The 14,725-nt window shown below is 69.6% G+C and carries 13 protein-coding genes; 8 read left to right on the top strand and 5 right to left on the bottom strand.

Translation table 11 applies throughout. From position 1 onward, the window contains the following. Positions 1–4: 4 nt before the first annotated feature. The gene (locus EJP69_RS22620; protein ID WP_093195649.1) at positions 5–958 is read right to left on the bottom strand and encodes a LysR family transcriptional regulator; all 954 of its coding nucleotides are present in this window, start codon (positions 956–958) and stop codon (positions 5–7) included. 112 nt (positions 959–1,070) lie between these two features. On the opposite strand from EJP69_RS22620, the gene EJP69_RS22625 reads away from it, so the two are divergent. Genes EJP69_RS22625 through EJP69_RS22640 form a run of 4 tightly spaced genes read left to right on the top strand, consistent with a single transcriptional unit; the run spans position 1,071 to position 4,738 of the window. Beyond that, positions 1,071–2,195, top strand: a complete 1,125-nt coding sequence (locus EJP69_RS22625) for an aryl-sulfate sulfotransferase (RefSeq protein WP_126472586.1) — start codon at positions 1,071–1,073, stop codon at positions 2,193–2,195. Beyond that, entirely contained in the window at positions 2,192–3,154 is a 963-nt protein-coding gene (locus tag EJP69_RS22630; protein WP_126472587.1) for an ABC transporter substrate-binding protein, read from the top strand. The genes EJP69_RS22625 and EJP69_RS22630 overlap by 4 nt, the downstream gene beginning before the upstream one ends. Further along, the gene (locus tag EJP69_RS22635) at positions 3,151–3,924 is read left to right on the top strand and encodes an ABC transporter ATP-binding protein (protein ID WP_093300530.1); all 774 of its coding nucleotides are present in this window, start codon (positions 3,151–3,153) and stop codon (positions 3,922–3,924) included. Before EJP69_RS22630 ends, EJP69_RS22635 begins: the two co-directional genes overlap by 4 nt. A gap of 10 nt (positions 3,925–3,934) precedes the next feature. Further along, positions 3,935–4,738, top strand: a complete 804-nt coding sequence (locus EJP69_RS22640) for an ABC transporter permease (RefSeq protein WP_093195645.1) — start codon at positions 3,935–3,937, stop codon at positions 4,736–4,738. A gap of 9 nt (positions 4,739–4,747) precedes the next feature. Here the strand turns inward: EJP69_RS22640 and EJP69_RS22645 are convergent, their stop codons facing one another. The 3 genes from EJP69_RS22645 to EJP69_RS22655 are packed head-to-tail and all read right to left on the bottom strand — an operon-like array spanning position 4,748 to position 6,732. Further along, the gene (locus EJP69_RS22645) at positions 4,748–5,263 is read right to left on the bottom strand and encodes a BON domain-containing protein (RefSeq protein ID WP_126472588.1); all 516 of its coding nucleotides are present in this window, start codon (positions 5,261–5,263) and stop codon (positions 4,748–4,750) included. After that, entirely contained in the window at positions 5,260–5,769 is a 510-nt protein-coding gene (locus tag EJP69_RS22650) for a flavin reductase family protein (protein WP_093195643.1), read from the bottom strand. Before EJP69_RS22650 ends, EJP69_RS22645 begins: the two co-directional genes overlap by 4 nt. A 42-nt stretch (positions 5,770–5,811) precedes the next feature. Then, positions 5,812–6,732, bottom strand: a complete 921-nt coding sequence (locus EJP69_RS22655; protein WP_093300533.1) for a LysR family transcriptional regulator — start codon at positions 6,730–6,732, stop codon at positions 5,812–5,814. Between the two features lie 73 nt (positions 6,733–6,805). Between EJP69_RS22655 and EJP69_RS22660 the strand changes: the two genes are divergently transcribed. Then, the gene (locus EJP69_RS22660; protein ID WP_126472589.1) at positions 6,806–8,809 is read left to right on the top strand and encodes an alkyl/aryl-sulfatase; all 2,004 of its coding nucleotides are present in this window, start codon (positions 6,806–6,808) and stop codon (positions 8,807–8,809) included. On the opposite strand, the gene EJP69_RS22665 is transcribed toward EJP69_RS22660, so the two are convergent. Next, positions 8,791–10,020 (bottom strand): nucleoside recognition domain-containing protein, encoded by a 1,230-nt coding sequence (locus EJP69_RS22665; RefSeq protein ID WP_126472590.1) that lies wholly within the window; start codon positions 10,018–10,020, stop codon positions 8,791–8,793. The genes EJP69_RS22660 and EJP69_RS22665 overlap by 19 nt on opposite strands. A 72-nt stretch (positions 10,021–10,092) precedes the next feature. On the opposite strand from EJP69_RS22665, the gene EJP69_RS22670 reads away from it, so the two are divergent. The 3 genes from EJP69_RS22670 to EJP69_RS22680 all read left to right on the top strand — a co-directional run bounded on the left by EJP69_RS22670 (position 10,093) and on the right by EJP69_RS22680 (position 14,691). Then, on the top strand, positions 10,093–11,673 hold the full coding sequence (locus tag EJP69_RS22670; protein ID WP_093195639.1) for a phospholipase D family protein: 1,581 nt from the start codon (positions 10,093–10,095) through the stop codon (positions 11,671–11,673). Between the two features lie 175 nt (positions 11,674–11,848). After that, on the top strand, positions 11,849–13,378 hold the full coding sequence (locus EJP69_RS22675; protein WP_126472716.1) for a metallophosphoesterase: 1,530 nt from the start codon (positions 11,849–11,851) through the stop codon (positions 13,376–13,378). Positions 13,379–13,380: 2 nt separating this feature from the next. Further along, the gene (locus EJP69_RS22680; RefSeq protein WP_126472715.1) at positions 13,381–14,691 is read left to right on the top strand and encodes a cytochrome-c peroxidase; all 1,311 of its coding nucleotides are present in this window, start codon (positions 13,381–13,383) and stop codon (positions 14,689–14,691) included. Positions 14,692–14,725 lie beyond the last annotated feature (34 nt).

A 14,725-nucleotide genomic window follows, 5' to 3' on the forward strand; every position in this document is an offset into this window, starting at 1 on the left:
GGGCTCACTGGGCAAAGGCATCCAGCGCGGGCAGCGGCGCCTGCCGCTCGAAGCGCTGGCCGATGGCCTGCAGCGCGGCCTCCAGGAACTGCAGGAACATGCCCATGGCCACCGTGGTCGTCTGGCCCGAGCGCTGGTAGAGGCAACTGAAAGAGCGGGCACCGGCGTCGGCCAGGCCGGTCCACACCAGCGTGCCGCGCTCCACGTCCTCGGCCACGTTCTCGGGAATGAGAAAGCCGATGCCGGTGCCGCCAGCCACCAGCCGCCGCACCATCGCGACCGAGCTGGTCTCCACCAGCGGGCGCACCTTGCGGTGCTCGCGGTGGTCGATCTGGTCGACCATGGCGCGCAGCTCGGTGTCGGGCGTCATGAGGATCAGCGGGTGCTCCAGGCAGTCGCGCAGCCGCGGCAGCTTGCCCAGCGCCGCCAGCGGATGGCCCGGCGGCGTGACCAGCCCCAGGTGCTGCGGAAAGCTGCGGATCTCCTCCACGCCCGGCGGCGGCTTGCGGCGCAGGCAGAAACCGATGTCCGATTCGCCGTTGGCCACCCATTTCAGGATGTTCTCGCCGCTGCCCGAGCGCACGCCGTAGGTCACGCCGGGGTAGTTCTTCATGGCGGTCTCGATGACCTCGGGCACCAGCTGCTCGGCCGACGAGTGCGGCACCGCCAGGTTGATGTGCCCGCGCCGCAGCGAGCGCAGGTCTTCCACCTGGGCCAGCGCGTTGTCGAAGTCGCGCTGCCCGCGCCGCACGGCGGCCACCATGATCTCGCCCGCGGTGGTCAGCTGCATGCCGCGCGGCAGTCGGTCGAACAGCGGCGTGCCCACCTGCTCCTCGAGATTGAGCACCTGCTGGTGGACGGCCGCGGCCGTGAGGTGCAGCGCCTCGGCCGCCTTGCGCACCGAGCCGCGGCGGGCCACTTCGTCGAAACAGCGGAAGGTCTGGGAGATGGCGCGCATGGTGGCGGGAGTGTATGGATTTTCTATACGCGCCGTACGAAACAAACAGATTTTCCTGACGGGAGATGCGGCCTAGATTCGCACCTTCTTCAATCTCGCGAGGTTCGTTCCCGTGACCACCACCGTCGACCAGATCACCCAGCGCCGCCGCGGCACCGGCCTGATCGCCCACGACCCGGCGCTGAGCGCCGGCGGCTACACCCTGATCGCGCCGCAGACCGACGACGGCAACGTCTACCTGGTCGACATCGAGGGCCGCGTGGCGCACCAGTGGAAGATGCCGGTGCGCCCGGGCCGCGCGGCCGTGATCCTGCCGAACGGCAACCTCGGCTACAACGGCAACCACGCCGATTCGCCCGAGATCTACCCGGCCTGGTCGCTGTGGCACGGCGGCGACTTCTACGAGGCCACGCCGGAAGGCGAGATCGTCTGGCGCTTCCAGGACCCGACGCACCACCACGACGCCCGCTGGCTGGCCAACGGCCACCTGCTGTACGCCGGCTGCGCGACGGTGCCTGCCGGTTTCGCCGAACGCGTGCCCGGCGGCACGGCCCACGGCCCCGACGAGACCATGTACGGCGACGTGATCCGCGAGGTCGATCGCGAAGGCCGGCTCGTGTGGGAGTGGAAGGCCTGGGAGCACCTGGCGCCGGAAGACTTCCCCATCCACCCCGGCTTCGGCCGCACCCACTGGCCGCTGGTGAACGGGCTCGACGTGACGGCCGACGGGCTGGTGCTCATGAGCCTGCGCACCACCTCGGGCATCGTCGGCATCGACCGCGCCACGGGCGGCGTGAAGCTGCACATTCCGCCCTCGGTGCTGTCGCACCAGCACGCGCCGGTCGCGCTGGACAACGGCAACATTCTTGCTTTCGACAACGGCAACTTCCGCACCGGCAAGCATGTGGCGTTCTCGCGCGTTCTCGAAATCGATCCGGCCTCCAACGAGGTCGTGTGGCAGTACGCGGACGAGCTGGTCAACGCCTTCTATACCGCCTACATGGGCAGCGCGCAGCGCCTGCCCAACGGCCACACGCACGTCACCGAGTCGGCCACGGGGCGCCTGTTCGAGGTCACGCCGGCCGGCGAGGTGGTCTGGGAGTACGTGATTCCCTGGTTCGCCGAGTACCCCGACGAGGCCGCGCGCAAGTACGTGCCCGGCCGCCAGAACAGCGTGTTCCAGACCTTCCGCTACAGCGCGGCGCAACTTCCCTGGCTCAAGGTTTCCGCATCATGATTTCTTCCGCTCTTCGCTGGCTGGCCCTTCCGCTGGTCATGGCGCTGCCCTTCGCGGCGCAGGCCGCCGATGCGCCCAAGCCCGTGCGCATCCTCAGCAACTGGTTCGCCCAGCCCGACCAGGCCGGCTACTGGCAGGCCCAGCAGGACAGGCTCGGCAAGGAGGCCGGCATCGAGATCAGCGTGCTGCAGGGCGGCCCGAAGATCCAGACCATTCCGCAGGTGGCCTCGGGTCAGGCCGAGTTCGGCATCGGCAACGCAGACGACGTGCTGCTGGCCCGCCTGCGCGGCGCGCCGGTGCGCGCGGTGTTCGCGCACCTCGACTACGTGCCCTACACACTGGTCTATCACGCCGATCCGGCCGTGAAGTCCATCGCCGACCTGCAGGGCCGCACCTTCGCGGTGAACATCGGCAATGCCTACTGGGAGTGGACGAAGAAGCAGTACAGGCTCGCCGGCACGCGCGAGATCCCGGTGAGCGGCGACCTGAGCCTGTTCCGCAACGACCCGAAGATGGTGCAGCAGGGCTACTCGCTCTTCCTGCCCGCGCGCATGGCCGCGGCCGGCGTGCAGGTGCAGCAGATCACGCTGGCCTCGCTGGGCTACAAGCCCTACAACGTGCTCTTCACCACCGACGACATGATCCGCAAGAACCCCGCGCTGGTGAAGGCCACCGTCGCGGCGGTGCAGAAGGGCTGGGCCGGCTACGTGCGCAACCCGCAGGGGCTCAAGCCGCTGATCACCGGCATGAACAAGCAGATGACGCCCGAGATCTACGACGCGGCCAACAAGGAAATGATCGAGACGCTGATCTCGCACGACCTCGGCCGCATCGGCTGCATGAGCGACGCGCGCTGGAGCGAGCTGGCGGGCCAGCTGCGCAGCGTCGGCTTCCTGCCGGCGGGCTTCGACGCGAAGCAGGGCTACGACCGCACGCTGGTGCCGGGCTGCAACTCATGAGCGACAAGGGCGCGGCCGTCGGGCTGGAGGGTGTGTCGAAGCGCTTCGACACGCGCAAGGATGGCGGGCTGCTGGCGCTGGACAAGGTCGACTTCGCGCTGCGCCCCGGCGAGTTCGTCTCCATCGTCGGGCCCTCGGGCTGCGGCAAGTCGACGCTGCTGCGCATCATGGCGGGGCTGGTCGCGCCGAGCACCGGGCGCTGCACGCGGCCGGACGGCATCGAGACCGCCTTCGTGTTCCAGGAGGCCGCGCTGCTGCCCTGGCGCAACGTGGAGCGCAACGCGCAGCTGCTGATGGAGCTCGAAGGCCACTCGCCCGACAGCTACCGCCCGCGCGCGGCGGAGGCGCTGAAGCTGGTGGGGCTCGCGGGTTTCGAGAAGTCGTATCCGCACCAGCTCTCGGGCGGCATGCGCATGCGGCTGTCGCTGGCGCGCGCGCTGGCCCTGCGACCCGGGCTGCTGCTGCTCGACGAGCCGCTGGCGGCGGTGGACGAACTCACGCGCGACGTGCTGCAGGAAGAGCTCTCGTCGCTGTGGCGGCAGGCCGGCTTCACCGGCGTGCTGGTGACGCACAACGTGCACGAGGCGGTGTACCTCTCGAACCGCGTGGTGGTGATGTCGCCGCGGCCGGGGCGCATCCTGGACGTGATCGACGTGCCCTTCGCATTCCCGCGCGCGCCGGAGCTGCGCGCCAGCGCGGACTTCGCCGCGCTCACGGGGCAGGTGACGTCGGTGCTGCGCGCGCAGCATCACGCGCAGGCCGTGGCTTGAGGGAGCGGAGATGACCCGATCTTCTTCCCCTGCATTGGCCCTCGCGCGCAACGCCGCGCCCGTGGTGGCGGTCGCGCTGCTCGCCATCGGCCTCTGGTGGCTGTTGAGCGCCACCGTCTACCAGGGCAAGGGCTACCTGCTGCCCTCGCCGCAGGAAGTGGCCGCGGCCACCGCCGAGAACGCCGCAACGCTCGCGGGCGCCACGCTCTCCACGCTGAAGGAGGCGCTGCTGGGCTACGCGCTGGCCATCGTCGTCGGCATCGCCGGCGCCGCGGTGCTGGCGCAGTCGCGGCTGCTGGAGCGCAGCCTGTATCCGTACGCGGTGCTGCTGCAGACCGTGCCGGTGGTGGCGATCGCGCCGCTCATCGTGCTCTGGTTCGGCTACAACGAGCTGTCGGTGGTGATCGTGAGCTTCATCATGTCGCTCTTTCCGATCATCAACAACACGATGCTGGGCCTGCGCTCCACCTCGCGCAATCTCGCGGAGCTGTTCGCGCTGCACCGCGCGAGCGGGCTGGTGTCGTTCTGGAAGCTGCGGCTGCCGGGCGCGCTGCCGCACATCTTCGCGGGGCTGCGCATCTCGGCGGGGCTGTCGGTGATCGGCGCCATCGTGGGCGAATTCATCATCGGCTCGGGCAATGCCGAAGGCGGGCTGGGCGTGCAGATCGTCTTCGCGCAGGGGCGCATGTACACCGCGCTGCTGTTCGCCGAGGTGATCGCGGCGACGCTGCTGGGCTTTCTCTTCTTCCTGGCGGTGAGTGCGATCGGACGGCTGCTGCTGCGGCACTGGCACGAATCGGCGCTGGGGAGCTAACCGGGCCGCCTATTTCGCCTGTTTCGCCGCGGCGGCCACGGGGTAGGGCGGCTTGCCGCGCGTGCCTGTCATCAGGTCGGGCACGACGGTTTCCACGTCGGCCACCGCGCGCGCGGCGCGCTCCAGCTTCTTCGCGAGCGCCGCGTCGGGCACGCAGCCCTGCAGGTACACCCAGCGGCGCTGGATGATGACCCAGACACTGCCCTTCTTCACGCCCGGCACGGCCAGCAGCGCGGCGCGCACCTTGGGTGCGAGCGGCTTGTCGTAGCGGTAGGCGTTGCTGTCGGCGCACTTGCCGGCCAGCCAGCAGGTGGTGCCGCGTTCCAGCCGCGAGTGGGTCTGCAGGCGGCGTTCCTCGGTCGTGTAGAACGGGCCCTCGGGCACGGCGCAGGCCGGCAGGCCCGACGAGAGCTGGAAGAACGGGTCGTCGAACCAGTTCTGCTTGAGCGGTGCCGTGGCTTCCTGCGCCGTGCCGGTCTGCGCGGCGAGCAGCAGGACGAGCAGGAGCGCAGGGCGGAGGGTCACAAGGGGTGCTCTGTGTAGAAGCGCCCGCCGTGGAAGAGCAGCGGCGAAGCGCCCGCGTTGTGGGAGCAGCGCTCCACCTCGCCGACGAAGATCACGTGGTCGCCTTCGTCGTAGCGGCTGCGGTTGAAGCACTCGAAGCTGGCCGCCGCGCCCACCAGCACCGGCGCGCCGCCCAGGCCCTCGGTGAAGGCCACGTCGGCCCAGCGGTCGATGTTCTTGGTGGCGAAGCGTTCGGCCAGCGCCTTCTGGTTGGCCGCCAGGATGTTCACCGTGTAGTGCGAGCCGGCGCTGAGCGCGGGCATCGAGCCGGCGGCGCGAGAGAGGCTCCACAGCACCAGCGGCGGCGTCAGCGACACCGAGTTGAACGAGTTGGCCGTGAGGCCGACCAGCGTGCCGTCAGCCGCGCGCGCGGTCACGACGGTGACGCCGGTGGCGAACATGCCGAGGGCTTCGCGAAACTCGTCGGACGAAAAGGAGGGCGGCTGGGCCCGGCGGGGAGTGGTCACAAGAAAGGAAGCAATGGCTTGGAGGCGGAGGGCCATTTTGGCTCAGCGCCCGCCGGCCTGCCCGGCCGGGTCCATCAACTCTGCTACCAGCCGGGTATAGACGGCAGCGGCCGGGGAGGGCGTTCGCCCCGCCAGCGTGACGAGGCTGTAGTGCGTCTGCATGCGCTCCAGGCCCGCCACCGGCAGGGGAACGAGCGTGTCCGTGTCGTGGCCCGGGACGGGCGCGACCGGCGCGAGGATCACTGCGTCGGCCGTCAGCGCCAGGTGCCGCAGCGTGCCTGCGTCGTCGCAGGTCACGTTGAACACGCCGCGGTCGCCGCGCGGGGCCACCCGCTCGAACTGCATCGCCACCTCCGCCGGCAGGCGCGGGCCGGCGACGGGGTAGGCCATGAGCTTCTCGAGCGTCGCCGGCTGCTGCCTGGGCTTCAGCAGCGGGTGCTTGGCTCGCACGAAGAAAGACACCGGCAGGTTGGGCAGCCGCACGAGCTTCAGGCCGGGCTGCTGCTTCGTCAGGTCGCGCGTGTCGGCGACGAACAGGTCGAGCTCGCGGCGGTGCAGCCGCTCGCACAGCGTGGCGGTGTCGGCCACCTCCATGCGCATCTGCAGCTGCGGGTGGCGCTGCGTCATGAGCGACAGCGCCGCGCGGCCCAGCGTGCCGGCGGCGAAGGGGCCGAAGCCCACAGCAAGACTGCCGATGGCGAGGCCTTCGAGCTGCAGCACGTCGCGCGCGATCTGCTGCGCGTCGGCCAACAGCTCGCGGGCGCGCGCCAGCACCAGTTCGCCGGCCTGGGTGAAGCGCACGCTGCCGTAGGCGCGGTCGACCAGGCGGGCCTGCAGGTTCTCTTCCAGGTTCTCGATGCTGCGGGAAAGCGCAGGCTGCGAAAGATGCACTGCCTGGGCCGCGCGGCCGAAGCTGCCCTGGTCCGCCAGGGCGACGAGATGCTGGAGCTGGCGAAGCTGCATTTTGCGTTTTGCTTCAAAAGGAAGCGCATATTTTGCATTTGCCAATGATTCTGGTGCTTCGCAGAATCGCCGGATGCAAGCCCCATCCCCTTCATCCCGCCCCTTTTCCGTCGTGCTCGTTGCGCTGGCCTGTGCGCTGGGAGCCTCGCCGGTATTCGCCCAGGTCGCGCCCAAGGCGCCGGAGCCTTCCACGCTGCAGGCCAACGCCGACATGGCGAAGACGCTGCCTTTCGCCAACCGGCAGGACTTCGAGGACGCGATGCACGGCTTCGTCGGCACCGTGCCCGACGCGCTGGTGCCGGGCTCCGGCGCTCGCCCGGTCTGGAGCATGAAGCCCTACGACTTCCTCAAGGCCGACGCGCCGGCCGACACCGTCAACCCGAGCCTGTGGCGCCAGGCGCAGCTCAACGCGATCCATGGCCTCTTCAAGGTGACCGAGCGCGTCTACCAGGTGCGCGGCTTCGACATCGCCAACATGACCATCGTGGAAGGCGACGGCTCGCTGATCGTGATCGATCCGCTGCTGGCCGCCGAGACCGCGCGCGCTGCGCTCGAGCTCTACTACCAGCACCGCCCGCGCAAGCCGGTGGGCACGGTGATCTACACCCACGGCCATGCCGACCACTTCGGCGGCGTGAAGGGCGTGGTCGACGAGGCCGACGTGAAGGCCGGCAAGGTGCAGGTGCTCGCGCCCTCGGGTTTCATGGAAACGGCGGTGGCCGAGAACATCCTCGCGGGCAACGCGATGAGCCGGCGCTCGCAGTACCAGTTCGGCACGCTGCTGCCGCCCGGCCCGCGCGGGCAGGTCGACACGGGGCTGGGCAAGGCGCTGGCGCGCGGCACCATGTCGCTGATCGCGCCCACGTCGACCATCGACAAGCCGACGGAAGAGCGCGCCATAGACGGTGTGCAGTTCGTCTTCAGGCTGGTGCCGGGCTCCGAGGCGCCGTCGGAAATGCTCATGTACCTGCCGCAGTTCCGAGTGCTCAACATGGCGGAGGACGTGACGCACAACATGCACAACCTCTACACCATCCGCGGTGCCGAGGTGCGCGACGGCAACCTGTGGTCGAAGTACATCGACGAGGCCCGCGTGGCCTTCGGCGGCAAGGCCGAGGTGCTGATCGCCCAGCACCACTGGCCGACCTTCGGGCAGGAGCGCATCGTCGACCTGCTGAAGAAGCAGCGCGACATGTACAAGTTCATCAACGACCAGTCGCTGCGCCTGCTCAACCAGGGCTACACGTCGGCCGACATCGCCGAGACGCTGCGCATGCCCGCGAGCCTGGAGCAGGAATGGTCCGCGCGCGGCTACTACGGCACGCTGCGGCACAACGCCAAGGCCGTCTACCAGAAGTACCTCGGCTGGTACGACGCCAACCCCGCCAACCTGAACCCGCTGCCGCCGGTGGCCTATGCGAAGAAGACGGTCGAATACATGGGAGGCGCCGACGCGGTGCTGGCGCGTGCGCGCGAAGATTTCAAGAAGGGCGAGTTCCGCTGGGTGGCCAGCGCGATGAGCCAGGTGGTGTACGCAGATCCGACCAACCGCGCGGCCCGCGAGCTGGGCGCCGACGCGCTCGAGCAGATGGGCTACCAGTCGGAGGCCGGCACCTGGCGCAGCGCGTATCTCGTGGGCGCGATGGAGCTGCGCAACGGCGTGCCGAAGATCCCGGGCGGCAACAGCTCCAACGCCGACACGCTGAAGGCCGTGAGCAACGACCTGTTCTTCGACTTCCTCGGCGTGCGGCTCGACGCCGCCAAGGCCGAGGGCAGGAAGATGGTCATCAACTGGAACTTCACCGATTCCAATCAGCAGTTCGTGCTGACGCTGGAGAACTCGGCGCTCACGCACATTGCCGGCCAGCAGCCTGGGGCCGACGCCACGGTGACGCTGAGCCGGGCCGTGCTCGATGCGGTCACGCTGAAGGAGACGAGCTTCCCGGCGGCGGTGCTCACCGGCAAAGTGAAGATCGACGGCGACCGCGCGAAGCTGGCCGAGCTGATGTCGATGCTCGACACCTTCGAGCCGATGTTCCCGATCGTCGAACCGAAGGTTCAGCCGAAGAACCAGTAGCACACCGCGATGGCGGCCACCACGCCCGCCACCTCGGCCAGCAGCGCGCAGGACACCGCATGCCGCGTGCGCTGGATGCCCACCGCGCCGAAATACACGGCCAGCACGTAGAAGGTGGTCTCGGTGCTGCCCTGGATGGTGGCGGCCACCAGCGCGGGGAAGCTGTCGACACCCTGGCTCTTCATGGTCTCGATCAGCATTGCGCGCGCCGCGCTGCCCGAGAAGGGCTTGACCAGCGCGGTGGGCATGGCGTCGACGAAGCGGGTGTCGAAGCCGACCGCGCCCACCAGCCAGCGCAGGCCGTCGAGCGCGAAGTCGAGCGCGCCCGAGGCGCGCAGCACGCCGATGGCGCACAGCATCGCGACGAGGTACGGCAGCAGGTTCTTCGCGATGTCGAAGCCTTCCTTCGCTCCTTCGATGAAGCATTCGTACACCTTGATGCGGCGGACGGCGCCCGCCAGCAGGAACACGATGATCACGCCGAACAGCGTGAGGTTGCCCAGCAGCGACGACAGCGAGGCGATGGCGGTTGCCGACAGCGTGCCCAGCAGCGCCATGAAGCCGCCCAGCAGCAGCGCGCCCGGCACCAGGTAGGCCAGCACCACCGGGTCCCACAGCCGCAGGCGCTGTGCCACCGCCACCGACAGCAGCCCGACCAGCGTGGAGGCGCTGGTGGCCAGCAGGATCGGCAGGAACACCAGCGTCGGGTCGCCCGCGCCCTGCTGCGCGCGGTACATGAAGATGGTGACCGGCAGCAGCGTCAGCGACGAGGCATTGAGTACTAGAAAGAGGATCTGCGCGTTTGTGGCCGTCACCGGATCGGGGTTCAGCCGCTGCAGCTCGCGCATCGCCTTCAGGCCGATGGGCGTGGCGGCGTTGTCCAGCCCCAGCGCGTTGGCCGCGAAGTTCATGGTGATGAGCCCCAGCGCCGGATGCCCCGCCGGCACGCCCGGCATGAGCCGCCTGAAGAGCGGCCCCAGCAGCCGCGCGAGCCAGCCCACCAGCCCCGCAGCCTCGGCGATGCGCAGGAAGCCCAGCCAGAGCGTGAGCGTGCCGAACAGCAGCACCATCACCTCGACCGCCAGCCGCGCCATGGCGAACAGCGCCTCCACCAGCGCGGCGAACACGGTCGGGTCGCCCCCGACGAGCCACCGCCCCAGCGCCGCCAGCGCCGCCACCCCGAAGAAACCCAGCCACAAGCCGTTGAGCACGCTTCTTTTCCTTTTGTTTCGCTTCGATGATAGAGCCGCCATCCGGGCCCGCCGCGAGCTACAGTTCGGCCCATGCGCGCCTCCATCGCCCGTCGCCTAGCCGCCTTCCTGTGGGTCGTGGCGGCTGCATGGCTTGCCGGTTGTGTCAGCCTGCCGCCGCCCGTGCCGCACACGCCCGTCACGGCGATCACCGACGTGGCGCAGACCGAGCTCGGGCAGCTCGCGGCCAAGGGCGCGCCCGAGGGCTCCACCGCGCTTTCGGGCTTCCGGCTGCTGCCGGAGGCGGCATTCGCGTTCGACGCGCGCATCTCGCTCGCGCGGCATGCCGAGAAGTCGCTCGACGTGCAGTACTACCTGGTGCAGCGCGACGACATCGGCCTGCTGTTCCTGCGCGAGCTGCGCGAGGCCGCGGCGCGGGGCGTGCGGGTGCGGCTGCTGGTGGACGACCTCTACACCGGCGGCGAGGACGAGCTCTTCGGCACGCTGGCCGCCTTCCCGAACGTGGAGGTGCGGCTCTTCAACCCGCTGCCCTCGCGCGCCAGTTCGCTCGGCACGCGGCTGCTGCTGTCGCTGACCGACTTCGGCCGCATCAACCACCGCATGCACAACAAGCTGCTGATCGCCGACAACAGCTTCGCGGTCTCGGGCGGGCGAAACATCGGCAACGAATACTTCATGCGCAGCACGGCCGCGAATTTCATCGACATGGACGTGATTTCCAGCGGCCCCGTCGTGCGGCAGATGTCCGAGGGCTTCGACCGCTACTGGAACAGTTCGCACGCATGGCCCATCGAGCGCATCGCGCCGCTGCACGGACTGACGCGCGAGGCGGCGCAGCGCCGCTTCGACGAGATCGCGCGCTCGGCCGTGCCCGACGTGCCCATCCGTCCGCGCGACGTGCTCAACAAGTCGCCGGTGGGCGAGCAGCTCATCACCGGCAAGATCGACCGCTACTGGGCGCCGTCGACGCTGTTCATCGACGACCCGGACAAGATCACGCGCAAGGCCGACGAGGCCTACATCGGCAGCGTGACCGAGGGTGCGCTCAGCGTGATCAACGCCACGCGGCGCGAGGTGGTCATCGCCTCGCCGTACTTCATTCCGGGGCCGAAGGGCATGGAGGAGATGCGTGCCTGCATCGCCAAGGGCGGGCGCATCACGGTCGTGACCAACTCGCTGGGCGCGACCGACGAGCCGCTGGCCTACGCGGGCTACGAGCGCTACCGCGCCGACATGCTGAAGATCGGCGTCACCATCTTCGAGATCGCGCCCACGCTCAGCGGGCGATCGGGGCGCTTCGGCGACTTCGGCAAGTCGATCAGCCGGCTGCACGCCAAGCTCGCGATCGTCGACAACGAGCGCTTCTTCGTCGGCTCGATGAACCTCGACCACCGCTCGGCCGCGGTCAACACCGAGATCGGCCTGGTCATCGACAGCCCCGAGCTGGTGCAGGACTACAACAAGCTCATGTCGGGCGAGCGCGTGAACCTCGGCTACCGGCTGCGGCTCGGGCCCAACGGCCGGCGCGTGCAATGGCTGGAGTACGACGACGCGGGCGGCGACATCGTCCACGAGGACGAGCCCGGCGAGTTCCTCTGGCTGCGCTTCAAGAACTGGCTGCTGCTGCCCATCGTGGGCGAAGAGCTGCTGTAGCAGGCGCTTCCGCCTCCGCCTCCGTCACCACCTCCACTGCGCGCGCTCGCGGCGCGCCGGCGGCCGTGTAATACGGCTTGCACACTGCCCCTCTAGATTGCGGCGTCCCACGACACAACAACCAGAGGGATTCCAGATGCGCCTCATGCCCCCGGTGCCGCCGGCACCGCCAGCCATGCCCGACCTACGGTGGCTCGCCGCACTCGCCGTTGCTTCCGCCCTGCTGCAGGGCTGCAACGGCGGCGGCAGCGGCCAGTCGATCGTTCTCGGCCCGGTCGCCGGCACGCCGGCTCCAGCCCCCGCTCCGGCACCCGCCCCCCAAGCCGACGCCGCCACCGCCGATGCCAACCTGCAGGCCACCTGGGTGGAGATCGGCGACAACAACGCGGCCATCGCGCGCGCCATCACCAGCTACACCGCGCCGGCCTCCGCCACCACGGCCGACGCCAATGCCGCATGCCCGCAGATCACGGTGGACGGCAAGACGACGCGCATGACCTTGCGCGCAGGCGCCGGCACCATGGCGCTGCGCACCACGGCCAGCGACCCGGCCGATTCCAAGCCTTCCGCCTTTCCCGTGTCGTCCTGCGAAACCACGCTGCCCGCCGACGCGAAGCAGGCCGCCATCGGCAGCCGCGCGCTGCCGCTGCCCAAGGCCGAGCCGCAGCGCGTCCTCTTGCTGGCCGACACCGGCTGCCGCCTGAAGAAGGCCGACAACGCCTATCAGCCCTGCAACGACAGCAGCGTGTGGCCGTTCGCGCCGCTCGCCGCCACCGGCGCGGGCTTCAACCCCGACCTGGTGCTGCACATCGGCGACTACCACTACCGCGAAAACGTCTGCCCCGACGACATTGCCGGCTGCAAGGGCAGCCCCTGGGGCTATGGCTGGGACACCTGGCAGGCCGACTTCTTCAAGCCGGCGGCGCCGCTGCTGGCCAAGGCTCCGTGGATCCTGGTGCGCGGCAACCACGAGGAATGCGCGCGCGGCGGCCAGGGCTGGATGCGCTTCCTCGATCCGCGCCCGTACTCCGACAAGCGCTCGTGCAACGAGCCGGCCAACGACAGCACCGGCAACTATTCCGAGCCGTACGCGGTGCAGTTGGGCACGGGCTCGCAGGTCATCGTGTTCGACTCGGCCAAAGCCGGCAAGGTGGCGCTGAAGACGGACGACCCGCAGTTCATCGCCTACCAGAAGCAGTTCCAGACCGTCGCGACGCTGGCCGCCAAAGCCGGCATCACGACCACGATGTTCACCAACCACCACCCGATCCTGGCCTTCGCGCCGATCGCGGGCTCCACCCCGGCATCGGGCAACCTCGCGCTGCAGTCGGTGATGGGCAATCTCAACCCCAAGGCCTACTACCCGAGCGGCGTGCACATCGCGCTGCACGGCCACGTGCACGACTTCCAGGCGCTCAACTTCGCCACCGACCACCCTGCCACGCTGGTGACGGGCAACGGCGGCGACAACCTCGACGTGGCGCTGCCCGATCCGCTGCCGCCCGGCACCACGCCCGCGCCGGACGTGACGGTCGACCGCATCACGCACCACAGCAGCTTCGGTTTCATGATGATGGAGCGCAAGGCGGCGCCCGGCGTGGGCTGGTCCTTCAAGGCCTACACGGTGGCGGGCAAGCTGCTCGCCACCTGCGAGCAGACCGGCCGGACGCTGGCCTGCGACAAGACGGGCTTCCTCACGCCGTGACGATGCGCGCCGCGCTGGCGATGGCGGCCGCATGCCTGGCCTGGACGGGCACGGCGGCCGTTGCCATTGCCGCGACCGCGGCGGAGATCAACCCCGGCGGCCCGCCGAGCGTGGTGATCGATCGCATCGGTGCCACGCCGAAGATCTCCGCACGCATCGATCCCACGGCCGCCACCTTCAAGCCCGACCCGGCGCTGGCCGCGCTGGGCAAGCGCATCTTCTTCGACACGCGGCTGTCGCAGCCGCAGGGCACCTCGTGCGCCAGCTGCCACGATCCGCTGCGCGCCTTCACATCGACGCTGAGCGCCCCTTCGCTGGCCGGCCCGCGCACGCCGCAGGGCGGCCGCCCCGGCCATTTCAGCGCGCGCACCGCGCCGTCGCTGCTGTACGTGCGCTACGTGCCGCGCCGGCACTTCTACCAGGACGACGACGCGCCTTTCGCCTCGCCCTTCGGCGGCCTCTTCGCCGACGGCCGTGCCGACACGCTGGCCGAACAGGCGCGCGGCCCGCTGTTCGACCGTGACGAGATGAACAACGCCTCGCCGAAGAGCCTGCTGCGCAAGCTGCGCGGCACCGACCTCGCGCCCGCGATGTCGCTGGCCTTCGGCCCCCGCGTGCTGCGCGACCCTGAGCAGGCGGTGAAGGGCATCGGCCAGGCGCTGCAGGCCTACCTGCAGAGCGACGAGATGGCGCCCTTCAGCTCGCGCTTCGACGACTACCTGCGCCACCGCACGCCGCTGAGCCCGCTGGAGATGCGCGGTTTGGCGCTGTTCAAGAACCCGGACAAGGGCAACTGCATGTCGTGCCACACGCTGTCCGACACCGCGAGCCGGCCCGAGCGATCGCTGTTCACCGACTTCGGCTACGACGCCATCGCCGTGCCGCGCAACCTGTCGCTGCCCGCCAACCGCGATCCGCGCCGCTTCGACAACGGCCTGTGCCGCACGGCCGCGCAGCTGCGCTGGCCCGAGCCCAACCAGTGGTGCGGCTACTTCCGTACGCCGGGGCTGCGCAACGTGGCGGTGCGCCAGAGCTTCATGCACAACGGCGTGTTCACCACGCTGCGCGATGCGGTCGCGTTCTACGCCACGCGCTCGACCGACCCGGCGAAGTGGTATCACGGCAAGCCCACCTTCGACGACGTGCCGGCGGCCTATCGCGGCAACATCAACGTCAATTCCACGCCGATGAACCGTCGCCCCGGCACCACGCCGGCGCTGACCGACGAGGAGATCGACGAGATCAGCGCCTTCCTCGGCACCCTGACCGACGCGCGCTATGTGGCGGCCATGCCGAAGCCGGCGACGAAGTAGCTGCCTGGGTCATCGCCAGCGAGGGAAGGTGCGT

This window comes from Variovorax gossypii (genome assembly GCF_003965815.1).
GTDB lineage: Bacteria > Pseudomonadota > Gammaproteobacteria > Burkholderiales > Burkholderiaceae_C > Variovorax > Variovorax gossypii.